General features: G+C 72.3%; 15 protein-coding genes and 1 pseudogene. 4 read left to right on the forward strand and 12 right to left on the reverse strand.

Annotated elements, in window-relative coordinates:
* Position 1: 1 nt before the first annotated feature.
* From KI385_RS34450 to KI385_RS34490, 10 genes are all read right to left on the reverse strand, one after another.
* The gene (locus KI385_RS34450) at positions 2-703 is read right to left on the reverse strand and encodes a phosphoadenylyl-sulfate reductase (protein ID WP_238575961.1); all 702 of its coding nucleotides are present in this window, start codon (positions 701-703) and stop codon (positions 2-4) included.
* Complete coding sequence (locus tag KI385_RS34455) at positions 700-891, reverse strand: hypothetical protein (RefSeq protein WP_238575962.1); 192 nt, start codon at positions 889-891, stop codon at positions 700-702. Before KI385_RS34455 ends, KI385_RS34450 begins: the two co-directional genes overlap by 4 nt.
* Positions 888-2,585 (reverse strand): nitrite/sulfite reductase, encoded by a 1,698-nt coding sequence (locus KI385_RS34460; protein WP_238575963.1) that lies wholly within the window; start codon positions 2,583-2,585, stop codon positions 888-890. Before KI385_RS34460 ends, KI385_RS34455 begins: the two co-directional genes overlap by 4 nt.
* A 216-nt stretch (positions 2,586-2,801) precedes the next feature.
* On the reverse strand, positions 2,802-2,885 hold the full coding sequence (locus tag KI385_RS44715) for a putative leader peptide (protein WP_350257049.1): 84 nt from the start codon (positions 2,883-2,885) through the stop codon (positions 2,802-2,804).
* A gap of 92 nt (positions 2,886-2,977) precedes the next feature.
* Positions 2,978-3,577, reverse strand: a complete 600-nt coding sequence (locus KI385_RS34465; protein WP_238575964.1) for a GNAT family N-acetyltransferase — start codon at positions 3,575-3,577, stop codon at positions 2,978-2,980.
* Between the two features lie 201 nt (positions 3,578-3,778).
* Positions 3,779-4,390 (reverse strand): hypothetical protein, encoded by a 612-nt coding sequence (locus tag KI385_RS34470; RefSeq protein WP_238575965.1) that lies wholly within the window; start codon positions 4,388-4,390, stop codon positions 3,779-3,781.
* Positions 4,387-4,968, reverse strand: a complete 582-nt coding sequence (locus tag KI385_RS34475; protein WP_238575966.1) for an RNA polymerase sigma factor — start codon at positions 4,966-4,968, stop codon at positions 4,387-4,389. The genes KI385_RS34470 and KI385_RS34475 overlap by 4 nt, the downstream gene beginning before the upstream one ends.
* An 83-nt stretch (positions 4,969-5,051) precedes the next feature.
* Entirely contained in the window at positions 5,052-5,753 is a 702-nt protein-coding gene (locus KI385_RS34480; protein WP_238575967.1) for a class F sortase, read from the reverse strand.
* Positions 5,754-5,945: 192 nt separating this feature from the next.
* Positions 5,946-6,806, reverse strand: a complete 861-nt coding sequence (locus KI385_RS34485) for an LLM class flavin-dependent oxidoreductase (protein WP_238575968.1) — start codon at positions 6,804-6,806, stop codon at positions 5,946-5,948.
* A 206-nt stretch (positions 6,807-7,012) separates the two neighbouring features.
* On the reverse strand, positions 7,013-8,302 hold the full coding sequence (locus KI385_RS34490; protein WP_238575969.1) for a GAF domain-containing protein: 1,290 nt from the start codon (positions 8,300-8,302) through the stop codon (positions 7,013-7,015).
* A gap of 274 nt (positions 8,303-8,576) precedes the next feature.
* Between KI385_RS34490 and KI385_RS34495 the strand changes: the two genes are divergently transcribed.
* Positions 8,577-9,008, forward strand: coding sequence for a hypothetical protein (locus tag KI385_RS34495; RefSeq protein WP_238575970.1), 432 nt, complete (start codon positions 8,577-8,579; stop codon positions 9,006-9,008).
* Positions 9,009-9,162: 154 nt separating this feature from the next.
* Here the strand turns inward: KI385_RS34495 and KI385_RS34500 are convergent, their stop codons facing one another.
* The gene (locus tag KI385_RS34500; RefSeq protein WP_238575971.1) at positions 9,163-10,812 is read right to left on the reverse strand and encodes an acyl-CoA dehydrogenase family protein; all 1,650 of its coding nucleotides are present in this window, start codon (positions 10,810-10,812) and stop codon (positions 9,163-9,165) included.
* Positions 10,813-10,830: 18 nt separating this feature from the next.
* On the opposite strand from KI385_RS34500, the gene KI385_RS34505 reads away from it, so the two are divergent.
* Positions 10,831-11,922: a YihY/virulence factor BrkB family protein gene (locus KI385_RS34505; RefSeq protein WP_238575972.1), complete on the forward strand. Its 1,092-nt coding sequence runs from the start codon at positions 10,831-10,833 to the stop codon at positions 11,920-11,922.
* A gap of 151 nt (positions 11,923-12,073) precedes the next feature.
* Positions 12,074-13,438 (forward strand): MFS transporter, encoded by a 1,365-nt coding sequence (locus tag KI385_RS34510; protein WP_238575973.1) that lies wholly within the window; start codon positions 12,074-12,076, stop codon positions 13,436-13,438.
* A gap of 4 nt (positions 13,439-13,442) precedes the next feature.
* Here the strand turns inward: KI385_RS34510 and KI385_RS34515 are convergent, their stop codons facing one another.
* On the reverse strand, positions 13,443-15,236 hold the full coding sequence (locus tag KI385_RS34515) for an IclR family transcriptional regulator domain-containing protein (RefSeq protein WP_238575974.1): 1,794 nt from the start codon (positions 15,234-15,236) through the stop codon (positions 13,443-13,445).
* 210 nt (positions 15,237-15,446) lie between these two features.
* Here KI385_RS34515 and KI385_RS34520 point away from each other — a divergent pair.
* A pseudogene (locus KI385_RS34520) lies at positions 15,447-16,241 on the forward strand (CoA transferase subunit A); the annotation flags it as partial.
* Positions 16,242-16,316: the final 75 nt, after the last annotated feature.

Raw genomic sequence — 16,316 nt, forward strand, 5'->3', positions numbered from 1 at the left:
GTCATCCGTGCAGCCCGCACTCGGTCTTGTTGCTGCCGGCCCAGCGGCCGGCCCGTATGTCCTCGCCCGCCTGCACCCGGCGGGTGCAGGGTGCGCAGCCGACGGAGGCATAGCCGTCCATCAGCAGCGGGTTGGTGAGTACACCGTGCTCGGTCACATACGCGTCCACGTCGGCCTGCGTCCAGCGGGCGATCGGCGAGACCTTGACCTTTCGGCGCTTGGGGTCCCAGCCGACGACCGGGGTGTTCGCCCGGGTGGGCGACTCGTCCCGGCGCAGGCCCGTGGCCCATGCGTCGTAGCCGGTCAGACCCTCTTCGAGGGGCTTGACCTTGCGCAGTGCGCAGCACAGGTCGGGGTCGCGGTCGTGCAGCTTCGGTCCGTACTCGGCGTCCTGCTCGGCCACCGTCTGACGGGGAGTCAGGGTGATGACGTTGACGTCCATCACCTCGGCCACCGCGTCCCGCGTCCCGATGGTTTCCGGGAAGTGGTAGCCGGTGTCCAGGAAGACCACGTCCACGCCGGGGAACGCCCGCGACGCCAGGTGCGCGACGACCGCGTCCTCCATGGACGAGGTGACGCAGAAGCGCGGACCGAACGTCTCGGCGGCCCACTTGAGGATTTCCAGGGCCGGCGCGTCCTCCAGGTCACGGCCCGCCTGCTCGGCGAGCTGCTGAAGGTCGGCAGCGGTGGTAGGGGTGGTCACGACTCACCTCCGGGGGAAGCGGCGGGGGAATGTCCGGTCCGTCCCGGGGCCAGCAGGCCCAGGAACTTCAGCCGGAACGCGCGGCTGCAGGACCGGCATTCCCAAGCACCGTGGCCTTCGTCCTCCGAAGGCCGCAGGTCCTCGTCCCCGCAGTACGGGCAGTAGAAGGGTGCGGCGCGTTCGCTCACTTCAGCGCACCCTCTTCCGCACGGGCCGCCCACTGGGCGAACCGCTCGCCCTCGGTGCGCTGCTCCTGGAAGTTGCGCACCACCCGCTCGACGTAGTCGGGCAGTTCGTCGGCGGTGACCTTCAGACCGCGGACCTTGCGGCCGAACCCGGCCTCCAGCCCGAGCGCACCGCCCAGGTGCACCTGGTAGCCCTCGACCTGGTTGCCGTTGTCGTCCAGGACCAGCTGACCCTTGAGGCCGATGTCCGCGACCTGGATACGGGCGCAGGCGTTGGGGCAGCCGTTGATGTTGATGGTGATCGGCTCGTCGAACTCAGGGAGCCGGCGCTCCAGTTCGTCGATCAGCGAGGCGCCACGGCCCTTGGTCTCGACGATCGCCAGCTTGCAGAACTCGATGCCGGTGCAGGCCATCGTGCCGCGCCGGAACGGGGACGGCTTGACCCGCAGGTCGAGCGACTCCAGACCGGAGACCAGCGAGTCGACCTGCGACTCGTCGATGTCCAGCACGATCATCTTCTGCTCGGCGGTGGTCCGCAGCCGGCCCGAGCCGTGCTGCGCGGCGAGTTCGGCGATCTTGGTGAGGGTGGTGCCGTCCACCCGGCCGACGCGCGGGGCGAAGCCCACGTAGTAGCGGCCGTCCTTCTGCTTGTGCACACCGACGTGGTCGCGCCACTGCTGCCCGGGCTGCGCCGGAGCGGGCCCGTCGGTCAGCTTCCGCTTGAGGTACTCGTCCTCCAGCACCTGGCGGAACTTCTCCGTGCCCCAGTCGGCGACCAGGAACTTCAGCCGGGCGCGGGTGCGCAGCCGGCGGTAGCCGTAGTCGCGGAAGATCGAGATGACGCCTTCGTAGACATCGGCGGCCTCCTCGCGCGAGACCCATGCGCCCAGCCGGACACCGAGCTTGGGGTTGGTCGACAGTCCGCCGCCGACCCACACATCGAAGCCCGGACCGTGCTCGGGATGCTCGACGCCGACGAACGAGATGTCGTTGATCTCGTGCGCGACGTCCAGCAGCGGCGAGCCGGAGACCGCGGACTTGAACTTGCGCGGCAGGTTGGAGAACGCGGGGTTGCCGATGATCCGGCGCTGGATCTCCTCGATGACCGGGGTGCCGTCGATGATCTCGTCCTCGGCGATCCCGGCGACCGGCGAGCCGAGGATGACACGGGGTGTGTCACCGCATGCCTCGGTGGTGGACAGGCCGACGGCCTCCAGCCGCTGCCAGATCTCCGGTACGTCCTCGATCCGGATCCAGTGGTACTGGACGTTCTGCCGGTCGGTGAGGTCCGCGGTGCCGCGCGCGAACTCCTGCGAGATCTCGCCGATGACGCGCAACTGCTCGGTGGTCAGCCGCCCGCCGTCGATGCGGACCCGCAGCATGAAGTACTTGTCGTCGAGCTCCTCCGGCTCCAGGATCGCGGTCTTGCCGCCGTCGATCCCGGGCTTGCGCTGGGTGTACAGGCCCCACCAACGCATCCGCCCGCGAAGGTCGTTGGGGTCGATCGAGTCGAAACCGGCCTTGGAGTAGATCGTCTCAATGCGTGTCCGCACATTGAGACCGTCGTCGTCCTTCTTGAACTGCTCATTGCCGTTGAGCGGCGTGAAGTGACCAACGGCCCACTGGCCCTCGCCGCGGTGGCGTCCGGCCTTGCGGCGGGTCGTGGCGGCTGCGGGGCTTTCCGGGGTGGCGGCCATGGGTGTACGTCCTTCTGGGCGGGCTCAAGGGATGCGGACCTGGGCGCCGGGCACCCACGATGACCTGCGCGGACATACCGAAAGACGGCGCGTGGCGACGCGTCGGAGGAGGTCTGCGGGTCGTGGGGTCTCAGCGCGTCCACGACGATGGGGACGGCGGGAAGTGCGGTGGTGCTGGGCGCTGCCCGGGGCCGAAGGCCCCTGGTGAATACAGCCTCAGCCCGCCCGACAAATGGCGCTGGACATGCGGCCGAGGTCGACGTGCCGCCGACTCACCAAGGCAATTCCAGCTCGAGACATGACGGAAGCCTGGCACGACGCTCTCCGGCCAGTCCACCGTTATCCAGGATTCGGACACCATCGTCTCGTATGACGAGACGATGTGTCGTGGGTCACTTTCCGGCGGGTGTGTGGGGCGTCAGCGGACCCGCGCCGGGCCAGGGTCCCGGAGCCGGTACATCGGGCTCCTCGGTCACCGTGGTGTCGTAGAGCCGGAAGCCGCGCCGCTGGTAGTTGGCCATCGCATGCGGACCGTCCTGGGTGCAGGTGTGCAGCCACACCCGCTTGGTCTGCGCCTGTCCCGGTCGGTGCTCGGCCAGGTCCCAGGCGCGCTCGATCCCGTACGCGAGCAGATGCCCGCCGATCCGGCGCCCCCGGAAGCCCGGGACGAGCCCGAAGTAGACGATCTCCACGGATCCGTCCGGAGACGCGTCCAGCTCGATGAATCCGGCGGGCGTGCCGCGCTCGTACGCGACCCAGGTCTCCACCCCCGGCCGCCCGAGGTACTCCGCCCACTGCGCGTACGACCAGGTCAGCCGGTCGGTCCAGGTGACATCCCCGCCGACCGCCGTATAGAGGAAGCGGCTGAATTCCGGCGAAGGCACCTCGGCCCGGAGGATGCGGACGCCCTGCTCGGCCGGCGGCTCCTGTGCGGCGGACAGGTCGGCACGAGAGGTCTGCTCCAGATACCAGGTGGTGACCGAGATGCTCATGCGGTCAGCACATCACACACGGGCGCGGGGGGTGGATCCGGGCCAGGGGGCGGCAGGGAGGGGGCAGGGGCCTGCCCCCTGGTGGCGCGACCGGAGAACATCCGAATTGTGAGACATCGGCTCACCGTGTGGAATGCCCCTCTCCGGGCCCGCCCCTCAGCGGGCCCGCCAGAGCTCGCACGGCCGCCCGCCCCGGTGTGCTTACCGCGGATACGCCTTGTTGTAGAGGGCGCGCAGCTGCGGGTTGGCCTCGGCGCTGTAGCCGCACAGGCTGACACGGCCGTCGTCGGCGGTGACGAGGTAGCGCCGGCCGACCTTGAACTCCACCCCGCTGAGCAGCGGGACCATCTCCGTGTCGTTCCGGAGCCGGACGATGGAGGCGTCTCCGCCGTGATACCAGTGGTCCACGCGGAGTTCGACCTGGTTGCCCTTGACGGAGGTCGCCGTGCCCTCGAATGCGGTCTGCATGCTGCGCAGCGTGTCGACCGTGACCGCGGCGCACTTGGCGGTGGTCGCCTCCGGGACGGTCAGGGTCAGCGGGCCGGCCGGGGACGGCGAGGATGCCGAGGGCGACGGATTGCTGGTCGGCGCCATTCCCCAGGCGATGCCGCCTCCCACGGCGAGCACTGCGGCTGCTGCCGCGGCAAGCACCAGGTGCCGGCGGCGTCCGCCCGAGCCGTTTTCGGTGGAGCGGGCCTTGGTGTCTGCGGTCATGGTGGCCTCCAGGAGGCGGTCGAGGTGGGGTGGGGGAGCGTGAGAGGTCCGAGCCGGGTCGATGGCCCTCAGCCGGGCGAGCAGTTCGTCGTCGTTCACCGGTTGCTCCTTCCTTCACCTGTGCCATGTCCGGCGTGGGCGCCGTTCTTTCGGTCGAGCAGCGAGGCGAGTTTCTTCTTCGTCCGGTGCAACCGGATGCTGACGGCGTTGGGGGTCAGCCCGGTCGCCTCGGCGATCGCGCGCGGCGGCAGCCCCTCCCATGCCCAGAGCAGCACCACCTCACGGTCCAGGGCGCCGAGCGTGCCGAGTGTGGCGTGCAGTTCGGCGTGGTCGGCTTCCCCCGGCCCCGGCACCGGCATCGGCGGCGGTGCCGTACGCGTCAGCCGTTCCACCAGCCGGAGCCGACGCCGCTCCGCCCGGTGTGCGTTGGTCAGACAACCGCGGGCGACGCCGTAACACCAGGGCAGCACGTCGTCAGGGTCGATCTTCGGATCCGCCCCCAGCCCTGGCACGTCCTCTAGACGGCGCCACAGCACAAGCATCGTCTCCGCGAGGATGTCGTCGACCGCGCCGGCGTCCGCCCGGCGCAACAGGTATCGGTGCAGCGGCTCCATCACCACGCGCATCAGCGCCTCGTAGCGGGCCTCTCGGGCCCGGGCAAGCTCCTGCCTCAGCATGGATTCCACGTCCCGTACGTGTCCGGTGCCGGTCGATTCCTTTCATGACCGCGGATGTGACGCAGACCACGCATTCACAACGGTCACTGACCGGATTCCGCCGGACTGGTGGTCATCCTGGCGAAGACCACCACGTTGCCTGTGTAGCCGGAGCCTGGAGAGTAGGTGCCACCGCAGGTCAGGACGCGCAGTTCGGGGCGGCCGGTGTCGGCGTAGACCTTCCGGGCGGGGAAGTTCCGCTTGTCGAAGACCTGGACGCCGTAGACCTCGAAGACCGCGGTCCGCCCGTCCTCGCGGGTCACCCGGATCGTCCGGCCCTTCTCCAGGGCGCCCAGTCCGTAGAAGACGGCGGGCCCGTTGAGACCGTCGACATGCCCGACGAGGACGGCGGTGCCGCGCTCGCCCGGGGACGGCGCGTCCTCGTACCAGCCCGTGAGACGGGGGTCGTCGGCCGGCGGGGCCTCGATCCAGCCGTCCTTGTCCAGGCCCAGCGGCAGCACGGGGGCGGACACCGCGAGCGAGGGGATCACCACCCGGGAGGGGGCGGAGCGGGGCAGCGGTGGCGGGGGCGGGCCGTCGGGCGGCAGGTCACCGGGGAAGAGCGAGGTGGCGGCTCCCGGCTGCGGCGGCCCGTCCGCCTCGTCGGACAGTCCCTGGCGCAGCATGCCGAACCCGACGAGACCGACCAGGGCCAGCACGCCCCACCGGGGCCGGCGCGCGGGGGCCGGCGCTTCCGGAGACGCCTCGGATGCCTGCGCCGCCTCCGGTTGGCCTGTCGGGCTCATCGCTCACCTCCCGGGGCCGCGCGCCCCGGGGTGCACGGGGCCCCGGTGGGCACGCTAGACCGGGCCCGGGACGGCGGCGACGGCAGAGGCCCGAACGGGTGGCAGGCCCCGCCGCCCCAGGGACAGCTGCCCCACACGGGTCTTACGGGGGCGCGGTGCCGCCGACAGCGGCTATTCGGCCGTGAACGGCGGCTACTCGGCCGTGAACACCGTATCCGCCAGCCGCTCGACCTGATCCGGATCCGGGGACCAGCAGTAGAGCATCACCTCGTCCGCGCCGATCGCCCGGTAAGCGGCCACCGCCTCGCGGATCTGCGCCCGGGTGGTGAGCAGCCCCTTCACGACGTGTTCGGTGTGGTCGGCCGGCTGGTAGTACGCGCGCAGCTCCTGGCGGGCGCGGTCGAGGGTCGCCTCCGGACCGAGGGCCACATTGACCTGGGCCAGCAGCCGCGGCCGGCCCGTACGGCCGACCCGGGACCAGGCCGTCTCCACCTGGCGGAACATCCCGTCCATCTGCCGGGGCGGCAGCGCGGCGCCCAGAAAGCCGTCGCCCCAGCGGGCGACGCGCTCCACCACGGCGGGCACGAAGCCGCCGAACAGCACCTCGGGCCCACCGGGCCGGGCGGGGGCGGGGCCGATCGGGCCGACGTCCTCGGAGAGCGGCTCACCGGACCAGATGTGCCGCAGGGTGGCCATCTGCTCATCGAGCCGGCGGCCGCGGGTGCGGACATCGACACCGGTGGCCAGGTAGTCGTCGACGCGTCCGCCGATGCCGATGCCGAGGGTGAAACGGGAGCCGGAGAGCAGATCGAGCGTGGCGGCCTGCTTGGCGAGGAGCGTGGTGCGGTGCAGCGGGGCGAGCAGCACCTCGGTCTGCAGCCGGATCCGGGAGGTGGCGCCGGCCAGGGTGGCCAGGGTGATCAGCGGCTCGGGGTTGCCGAACACCAGCCGGTCTAGCAGGGCGACGGTGGTGAACGGGGCGGCTTCGGCGCGCCGGGCCCAGCTCAGCAGCTGTGCGGGGTCGCCGATGGGAAGGCCAAGGCCTACGGACATGGAGGGTCCTCCAGAAGGGCATGTGGGCATGCGTGAACGCGGATTGTCGTGTCGCCCACTCGTTTGACCACGCGCGTGCCGTACGCGCGGGCTGCTCCCGTTCTGCGACGTCCTTCTGGAGAGCTGTCCTCAGAGTGCGGCCACCCTACGAGAACGGGATGGGCGCCCGCACCGCATTTATTTCCGCCCCGCACCCCGAAGGGCGCTCACCCCCGCCGCGCCGCCGCCACCGCCGGCGCCGACGACTGCGGCAGCAGCAGCGCGGGCCGCGACGGCAGCCGAAGCTCCACCTCCACCCCGTCGGCGAAGCGGTACGGCCGGTGCGCCAGTACGCCCGCGAGATGGCGGCGCAGCCGGGACAGCTCGGCGCGCACCGTGACCGTACGGCTGCCGTCCCCGAACAGGTCCTGGGCGAGTTCGGTGGCGGTGCGGCCCTGCGGATGCGCGGCGAGCACGAACAGCAGCTCGGCATGGCGCGGGGTCAGCTCGTGCGACCAGCTGCCGGCCGGCCCGCTGACGGTGACCGTCGAGCCGTCGCGCCCGCTGACATCCAGCACGACCCGGCCCGGCCCCACGTCCCGCTCCGGCCGGCCGACGCGGATCAGCCAGCCGCCGGGCAGCGGCTCCAGGGTGCACATGCCGTACCGCGGCAGCCACAGCGGCCCGGCCGCGGGCGCCTTGGGCAGCGCCACCCGATCCGGCGGGGTCATCCCCGTCACGCCCACGGTCCAGCCGCTCGGGTCGACGGCCAGCGCCCGTCCGCCGATCCGCGCCAGCACCGGCGCTGCGCTCGACCGCAGCCGCTCCAGGGATGCGTGATGGCGGGTACGCAGCTCGCCCTCCGCGAGCCGGGCGACCGCGGACACCAGCGAGAGCGTCGTGGGGTGGAAGGTGTGCGCCGGACCGCTGACGTCCACGGTGCCCAACAGGCGCCCGTCGCGCGGGTCGTGGAGCGGTGCCGCCGCACAGGTCCACTGGTGGTGGCTGCGGACGAAATGCTCGGCGGAGTGCACCAGCACGGGGCGCCGGGCCACCAGGGCGGTGCCGATGGCGTTGGTGCCGACGACCTCCTCCGTCCAGTCGGCGCCCTTGTCGAAGCCGAGCCGGTCGGCCATCCGCCGGACCGGCGCGCTGCCCTCCCGCCACAGCACCCGGCCCTCGGCGTCGGTGACGACCATGATCTGCTGTGCGGCGTCGGCGGCTGCCAGCAGTCCCTCGTTGAGCACCGGCAGCACCGCCGTCAGCTGGGATTTCTGCCGACGATGCTCCAACTCCGCCACGGACAGCAGGTGTTGCGGCTGATCGCGGTCCGGGTCCACGCCGGAGATCAGTACCCGGCGCCAGGATTCGCCGATGACCGCGCGCGGTGCGTCCAGCGGCGGGTCGGGCGGCGCCTCGCCCGACAGCGCGGCCTCGTGGGCCGTGGCGAGGCGGCGGGTGGTCGCGCGGATGTCCTGGGCCGACCAGATGGCGCTGTCGATCGGTCTGTCGCTCACGCTGCTCTCCGTTGTGCCACTGTCGCCCGGTCGCTGCCCATCGTGCCGTCACCAGGCCGTCCTGGAGGCGCCATTGTCCAGATCGACCGCGATGAACTGCAACGGACTGCAACCGTTGTGGCCTATGACGCGTACGGGGAATCTGGTGCGTGCGGCCGATGGCGTCTCGCCACCGCGGGCTCGCCGGTCACCCGTCGGAGAACCCGCCGGTTGTCGCCGGGGATTCCATCGGCCGCCGCGCGCGACATCGGCACGGTGTGGGAGGGGGCTCACCATGGTGGCCGCTGCTCCGCGTGTGGTGCTGATCGGAGCGAGCGAGGGGGTACGAATCGCGCGTGCCGCACGGCTCGCGGACCACTACGGGGTGCCCCGGCTGCCCGCGGTCGACGTCCTGATCAGGCGTCAGCCGCTGCCTGTCGAGGGCTATGTCATCGACAGCACCCCGCGCCTGCTGGACCGGGTGGCCGGCGTCGGCGGTCTGCTGCCCGCGCTCGCCTTCGCCGACCTCGTCGTGGTGCTGCGCGGGGAGGAGTGGACCGGCGCGGACGAGGCCTGCCGTGTGCTGCGCTACCACGAGGCGCGCGGGGCGCTGGTCACCTTCCTGCCGGGCACACCGGACGGCGAGGTCATCGTGGCCATCGACGCGGCGCTGCGTGGGCGCACCGTGCCGGACCCGCCCTGGCGACCAGGCCCCAGCGGCCCCTGATACCGGGAGCGGCGCCGAGTCGGCGCGGCACCGCTCCCTGACCGGCGCGGCGGCGGTAACCCCCTGTCCCCGTCCCCTCGCGCGGCATTGGCCCGAGGCGACGGGGAGCCGCCGCCGCGCCGATGACCCCTCTGGGCCGGCGCCGCTGCCGCCGTCAGCCCTCCTCCTCCACCACCGGCCGCGCCCGCGCCACGATCGCCGCAAGATCCAGCGTGTGCGGCAGCGTCCCGAACGCCGCGCCCGCGTCGCCGCCGAGACGGGAGGCGCAGAACGCGTCCGCGACCTCGGGTGGTGCGTGGCGCACCAGCAGCGAGCCCTGGAGCACCAGCGCCATCCGCTCCACCAGGCGCCGGGCCCGGGCCTCGATGCCCTCCAGATCGGCGAGTTCGGTGAGCATCCCCCGGATCGCACGGTCCAGCCGGTGGTCCGCGCCGCGCGCCGTGCCGATCTCGGTCAGAAAGGCGTTCAGCGCATCGGGTTCGCGGCGCAGGGCCCGCAGGACGTCCAGCGCCTGGACGTTGCCGGAGCCCTCCCAGATCGAGTTGAGCGGCGCCTCGCGCAGCAGCCGCGGCAGCCCCGACTCCTCGACATAGCCGTTGCCGCCCAGACACTCCAGCGCCTCGGCCACCGCCGGTGTGCACCGCTTGGTCACCCAGTACTTCGCCGTCGGGACCGCCAGCCGCAGAAAGTGCCGGTCCCGCTCGGTGCCGCCGTCGTACGCCGCCGCCAGCCGCAGCGCGAGCGTGGTCGCCGCCTCCGACTCCAGCGCCAGATCGGCCAGCACATTGCGCATCAGCGGCTTGTCGATCAGCCGGTCGCCGAACGCCTCCCGGTACGCGGCGTGGTGCAGCGCCTGGGTGACCGCCTGCCGCATCACCGCGGCCGACGCGCTGACACAGTCCAGCCGGGTCGCCGCGACCATCTCGATGATCGTCGCCACCCCGCGCCCCTCCTCGCCGACCCGGCGCGCCCAGCTCTGCCCGTCGAACTCGACCTCCGCCGAGGCATTCGAGCGGTTGCCGAGCTTGTCCTTGAGCCGCTGGATACGGAAGGCGTTACGGCTGCCGTCCGGCAGCACCCGTGGCAGCAGAAAGCAGGTGAGTCCTCCGGGCGCCTGGGCCAGCACCACAAAGGCGTCCGACATCGGCGCCGAACAGAACCACTTGTGCCCGGTCAGTACGTATTCGCCGGGTGCGGCCAGCGGCTCGGCGCGCGTCGTATTGGACCGTACGTCGCTGCCGCCCTGTTTCTCCGTCATCGCCATGCCCGCCAGCGCACCCCCCTTCTCGGCGACCGGCCGCAGCTCCCGCTCGTAGATCCGCGAGGTCAGCAGCGGCTCCCACTCGGCCGCCAGCTCCGGCTCGGCGCGCAGCGCGGGCACCGCCGCATGGGTCATCGACAGCGGGCAGCCGTGCCCCGCCTCGGCCTGGGTCCATACGAGAAAGCCGGCGGTGCGGCGGACATGGCCGTCCGGCCGGGACCAGGCGTCGGTCAGGCCGGCCGAGACGGCGTGCCCGAGGAGCCGGTGCCAGGCCGGGTGGAACTCCACCTCGTCGATGCGATGGCCGTAGCGGTCGTGGGTGCGCAGGACCGGCGGATGCGTATTCGCCTGCTCGCCCCAGCGCTGGGCGTGCGCCGAGCCGGCCGCCTGCCCCAGCCTGCCCAATTCCTCCCGTACCTCGTCGAGACGGATGTCGGCGACATACCGCGTGATGCCTTCGGTGAGCGCCGGGTCGCCGGCGAAGACGTCGTATCCGACCAGCGGCGGGGGCTGGTTCGTGACCGTGTGAGTGGTGGCTGCCATGCCAGATACGGTAAGGAGGTGCAGCCGGCAAACGAATCAACCGAGCGCGCGGGCCGTCTGACCAGGGCCCGCGTCCTCTACCGCAATGTTTCCAAGCGTCGGCTGGCCTGGCTGCTGCTCAAGGACATCGTCAACTCCTGCATGCGCTACCGCGTCACCGGTCTGGCCGCGGAGGCGGCCTTCTGGTGTCTGCTGTCGCTGCCGCCGCTGATCCTCGGACTGCTCGGTGTGCTCGGCTATACGGACGCCTGGATCGGGCACGACACCATCGACAGCGTGCGGCAGCACATCCTCAGCGCCGCCGGCACCGTGCTGTCCGAAAAGGGCGTGGACGAGATCGCCCGGCCGCTGCTGAACGATGTGTTCACCGGCCGCCGCCCGGACATCATCTCCATCGGCTTCGCCATCGCCCTGTGGTCCGGCTCCCGGGCGATGAATGTCTTTGTCGACACCATCACGATCATGTACGGCCTCGACGGGCGGCGGGGCATCGTCAAGACGCGGCTGCTGTCGTTCGCGCTGTACCTGGCCGCGCTGGTCGTCGGTGCCGTCGCGCTGCCGCTGATGGTGGCCGGCCCCGACACCGTCGTGAGCTGGCTGCCGGGCAGTGAGCACATCATCCGGGCGCTGTACTGGCCGGTCGTCCTGATTCTGTCGGTCGCCTTCCTGACCACGCTCTACCACGTGTCGGTGCCCGTCCGTTCGCCCTGGCCGGAGGACATTCCCGGCGCGGTGGTCGCGCTCGGCATGTGGGTGCTCGGCAGCTTTCTGCTGCGGCTCTATCTCACCTCGACGGTCGAGGGGCCCACGATCTACGGCTCGTTGGCGGCGCCGGTCGCCGTACTGCTGTGGATCGGGGTGTCCGCCTTCGCGGTGCTGGTCGGGGCCGCGATGAACGCCTCGCTCGACCGGGTGTGGCCGTCGGTCGCCACCGCCGCGGCGCGCGAGGAGATCGCCCGGCGGGTGCGGGCGAAGGCGGGGGACGGCGAGGAGGGCGACGCCTCGGCGGACGGCGATGAGCGCGGCGAGGGTGACGGCCGCGGCGATGCCCGTGGCGACGGCGACGGTCCTGGCGATGGCCACGGCGCCGGCGGCAAGCGCGACGACTGAGGACGCGCGCAAACCATTGACAGCCTCGGGACTCGGGCAGATGATCCTGCCGTCCACTTCGCGAACGAAAGTTCACCAGGCGAACTTCAGGTGCGCTCCGTGCGCGCCGGTGCCGGATCGGCACTCCGCGAATCGTGAATCCGAGGTCCCCATGTCCCACCCCGGTTCTCCGCCCTCCACCGGCGCGGCCGCCGCCCCCGGCCCCCGCCATACCTTCCGCTCCGTCGCACCCGTCCTGGCGCTGTGCTGGCTGGCCGTCTTCTTCGACGGCATGGACGTCAACGTCTACGGCGCCGTCATGCCGCACATGCTCGACGACCCCGGTCTCGGCCTCACCCCGGGCACGGCCGGCACGATCGGCAGCTGGACCACCTTCGGCATGCTGATCGGCGCCCTCGGCACCGGCACCCTCACCGACTGGCTGGGCCGCCGCCCGGTCCTGGTCACCAGCGTGCTGCTGTTCTCCGCCGGGTCCGCGGTCTGCGCGCTGTCCGGCTCACCCGGGCCGTTCGGCGCCGGACGGTTCCTCGCCGGACTCGGCCTCGGCGGTCTGATGCCCATCTGCCTGTCGATGGTGATGGAGTTCGCCCCGCCGCGCCGGGCCGCGCTGGCCACCGGGCTGCTGATGACCTCGTATCACGCGGGCGGCATGTTCGCGACGGGCCTGGGCCTCACCCTCGCCCCCGCGTTCGGCTGGCGCTGGGTGTTCTGGGCCGGTGTGCTGCCCGTGGTGGTCGCCGCCCCGCTGCTGCTGCGGCTGCTGCCGGAATCCCCGGGCGTACTGCTCGCCAAGGGCCGTACCGCCGAGGCCGCCGCGGTCGCCGACCGCTACGGCATGGCCCGCCCGGTACCCGCCGACGCGCCGACCCAAGGCGCCAAGGGGCGGCTGGCCGCGGTCCTCGCCCTCTTCCGCCCCGGCGCGCGCTGGGCGACCCCGCTCCTCTGGCTCGCCTCGTTCTGCGGTCTGCTCCTGGTGTACGGCGTCAGCACCTGGCTGCCGCAGATGATGCGCGCCTCCGGATACGGCCTCACGTCCTCGGTCAGCTTCCTGCTCATCATCAACGCGGGCGGCATCGTCGGCATGCTGATCGCCGGCCGCACCGCCGACCGCTACGGCCCGGTCAAGGTCTCCGCCCTCTGGTTCCTGCTCACCGCCGCCGGCGCGCTGCTCCTGGGCACGCATCTGCCGCTCACCCTCACCTATGTCGTCGTCGGCGTCACCGGTGTCTGGCTCTTCAGCGCCCAGGTGATGGTCTACGCCGCCGCCAACCGCGTCTATCCGGCCGCCGAACGCGCCACCGGCATCGGCTGGGTGACCGGCATCGGCCGCACCGGCGCGGTGGTCGGCCCCTGGCTCGGCGGCACCCTCGCGGCCGGTGGCAACGACCAACTCGGCTTCACCGCCTTCGCGTTGGCCGGTCTGCTGGGCGCGCTCGCCATCGGTCTGGTCCCGCTCGCACGCCGCATCGGCCGCCCGGCCCCCGCGGGACCGGCGCCGGTCAGCGCCGGGTCGTGAGCGTTCACAGCGCCGGAATCCGGGCGTACCGCCCCGCGACATGCAGGTCGGCCTCGATGGCGGCGGCGGTGGCGCGGAGGGCGGGGAGGAGGGTCTCGCGGGCCTCGTCGGGGCTGCAACGGCCCGCGTGGGTGGAGACGTTGACGGCGGAGACCACCCGGCCGGTGCGGTCGTGCACGGGGACGGCGAGGGAGCGCAGGCCCTCCTCCAGCTCCTCGTCGACCAGGGCGTAGCCGTCGGCGCGTACCTGTTCCACGAGGGCGATCAGGCGGTCGGGGTCGGTCACCGTGTGCCGGGTGAGCGGCCGCAGGTCGGTGAGGGCGAGCCGGGCGGACAGCTCGGCCGGGGGCAGACCGGCGAGCAGGACCCGGCCCATCGAGGTGGGGTACGCGGGGAAGCGGGTGCCCAGGGTGATGTTGACGCTCATGATCCGCACGGTGGGGACCCGTGCGACGTACTGGATGTCGTCGCCGGAGAGGATCGCCATCGAGGCGGAGTCGTGCACCCGCTCGACCAGCGTGGCCAGATGGGGCTGCGCGATGGCGGGCAGCGTCAGGCCGGAGAGGTGCGCGAAGCCCAGCTCCAGCACCTTCGGCGTGAGGCGGAAGAGTTTGCCGTCGGTGGCGATATAGCCCAGGTGTTCCAGGGTGATCAGGGCCCGGCGGGCGGTGGCGCGGGCCAGGCCGGTGGCCTCCGCCACTGCGGTGAGCGGCAGTTCGGCGCGGCCGGCACCGAAGGCGGTGAGGGTGATCAGCCCGCGGGCCAACGATTCGACGAACTCGGGGCCCAGCTCCTGCTTCGACGCCCGCATCCAGCCGGCATGGGTGGGGTGGGCCGGGCCCGGGGCCGCATCGGAGGCGGTGGTGGGGGCGGGCGGTCCGTCCTGGGGCGCGCTGAGGGCGTACTCCATGGCGGAGACCGTCTCGCGGAGCCGGGGGAGTACCGCGTCCGGCAGTTCGGCCGCGCTCAGTCGGCTGGTGTGGCTGACGACGCTGAGCGCGCAGACCGTGCGCCCGGAAGCGTCCCGGACCGACATGGCCACCGCGACCAGGCCCGGCTCGATGAGCTGGTCGTCCAGCGACCAGCCGGCGGTGCGCGCGGCGGCCACCCGGGCTTCGAAGTCGGCGGCCGAGGTGTCGGCGGCCGACGCGTCGTGGGCCGCGGTGTCACGGGTCGAGATGCCGCGGGTCGAGGTGTCGGGGGCCCGGTGGCCGAGGGGCCGGTCGTCGGCGGGACGTGGTGGTACGGCGGGGAATCCGGCGTCCGTGGGGTCGGCCGCGCGGCGCAGCCGCCAGCGCCGCCAGTCCGCCGCGTCCCACCGGTCCGCGAACAGCGCGCCCGGCGCGCCCCGCTCGGCGGGCAGCAGATCGCCGATGCGGAACGCGAGCGACATGGCGCGGCGGCGGGTCGCCTGATGGACGAAGCGCACGCCGTCGCCGTCCGGTACCGCGAGCGAGACCGACTCGTCGAGCTCGTCGGCCAGCCGGTCGGCGAGCGGACCGAGCCGGTCGGGGAGTTCGGAGGCGGCGAGATAGGCGTTGCCGAGCTCCAGCAGGCGCGGCGCGAGCACCGCGTCCCGGCCCTCGATCCGTACGTAGCCGAGCCGGGCGAGGGTGCTCAGTACGCGGTCCACCGTGGAGCGGGCGAGGCCGGTGATGCGTACCAGGTCGCCGACGGACTGCCGGCCGCCGCCGACCGCCAGCTCCCGCAGCACGGACAGGCTGCGCATCAGCGGCCCCACCGCTTCCGGTGGCGGCGGAGTCGGCGATGACGGGGCGGTGGGGGCGGAACGGGTCATGGCCTCTCCATCGTGCGGCGATCTCGTCGGAACCGTACCCGGCCACCCGTTGACAGGGCCGGGGACGGGGTCCAAACTCAAGGCAGCTCGATTATGAACTTAAGTTCACTGTGCGAACAACTTCGCACGTTGCACCGGTTGACCTAGTTGAACGAGATGGTGCGGGGCGGTCCGCGGGACCACACCCCGGTACGACCCGAGGGCGAGGACATGGCCGACATCCGTTCCCTGCACGATGCCGTCGCGGAGCTGATCCATGACGGAGACACCGTGGCGCTGGAGGGGTTCACCCACCTCATCCCGTTCGCCGCGGCGCACGAGATCATCCGTCAGGGCATCAAGGGCCTCACGCTCGCCCGGATGACCCCGGACGTGGTCTACGACCAGCTGATCGGCGCGGGTACGGCCCGCAAGCTGGTCTTCTCCTGGGGCGGCAACCCGGGCGTCGGCTCGCTGCACCGCTTCCGGGACGCGGTCGAGAACGGCTGGCCCGCCCCGCTGGAGATCGACGAACACAGCCACGCCGGGATGGCCAACCGCTATGCCGCCGGCGCCGCCAAGCTCCCGTTCGCGGTGCTGCGCGGCTACCGCGGCAGCGACATCCCGGCCCGTACGCCCACGGTCTCCACCGTCACCTGCCCGTTCACCGGCGAGGAGCTGGCCGCCGTCGCCGCCCTCAACCCGGATGTCACGGTCATTCATGCGCAGCAGGCCGACAAGGCCGGCAATGTCCAGCTGTGGGGCCTGACCGGTGTGCAGAAGGAAGCGGCGCTGGCCGCCCGCCGCGTCCTGGTCACCGTCGAGGAGCTCGTCGACACCCTGGAGCCGCGTCCCGGCGGCGTCGTCCTGCCCACATGGGTCGTCGATGCGGTCGCGGTCGTTCCGGGCGGCGCCCATCCGTCCTACGCGGCCGGGTATTCGGTCCGTGACAACGCCTTCTACCGGGAGTGGGACGGTATTTCGCGGGACCGGGCGGCGTTCGGGCGATGGCTTGAGGAGAACGTGGGCCGGGTGCGGGGGGAGGAGCGGCGGGCGGCCGTCCCGGCGGCGGCAGCCGGCGAGGTGGCCCCGGCGGCGGAA

Origin of the sequence: Streptomyces inhibens (assembly GCF_022221585.1) — a bacterium.
In the GTDB taxonomy this organism is placed as follows: domain Bacteria; phylum Actinomycetota; class Actinomycetes; order Streptomycetales; family Streptomycetaceae; genus Streptomyces; species Streptomyces inhibens.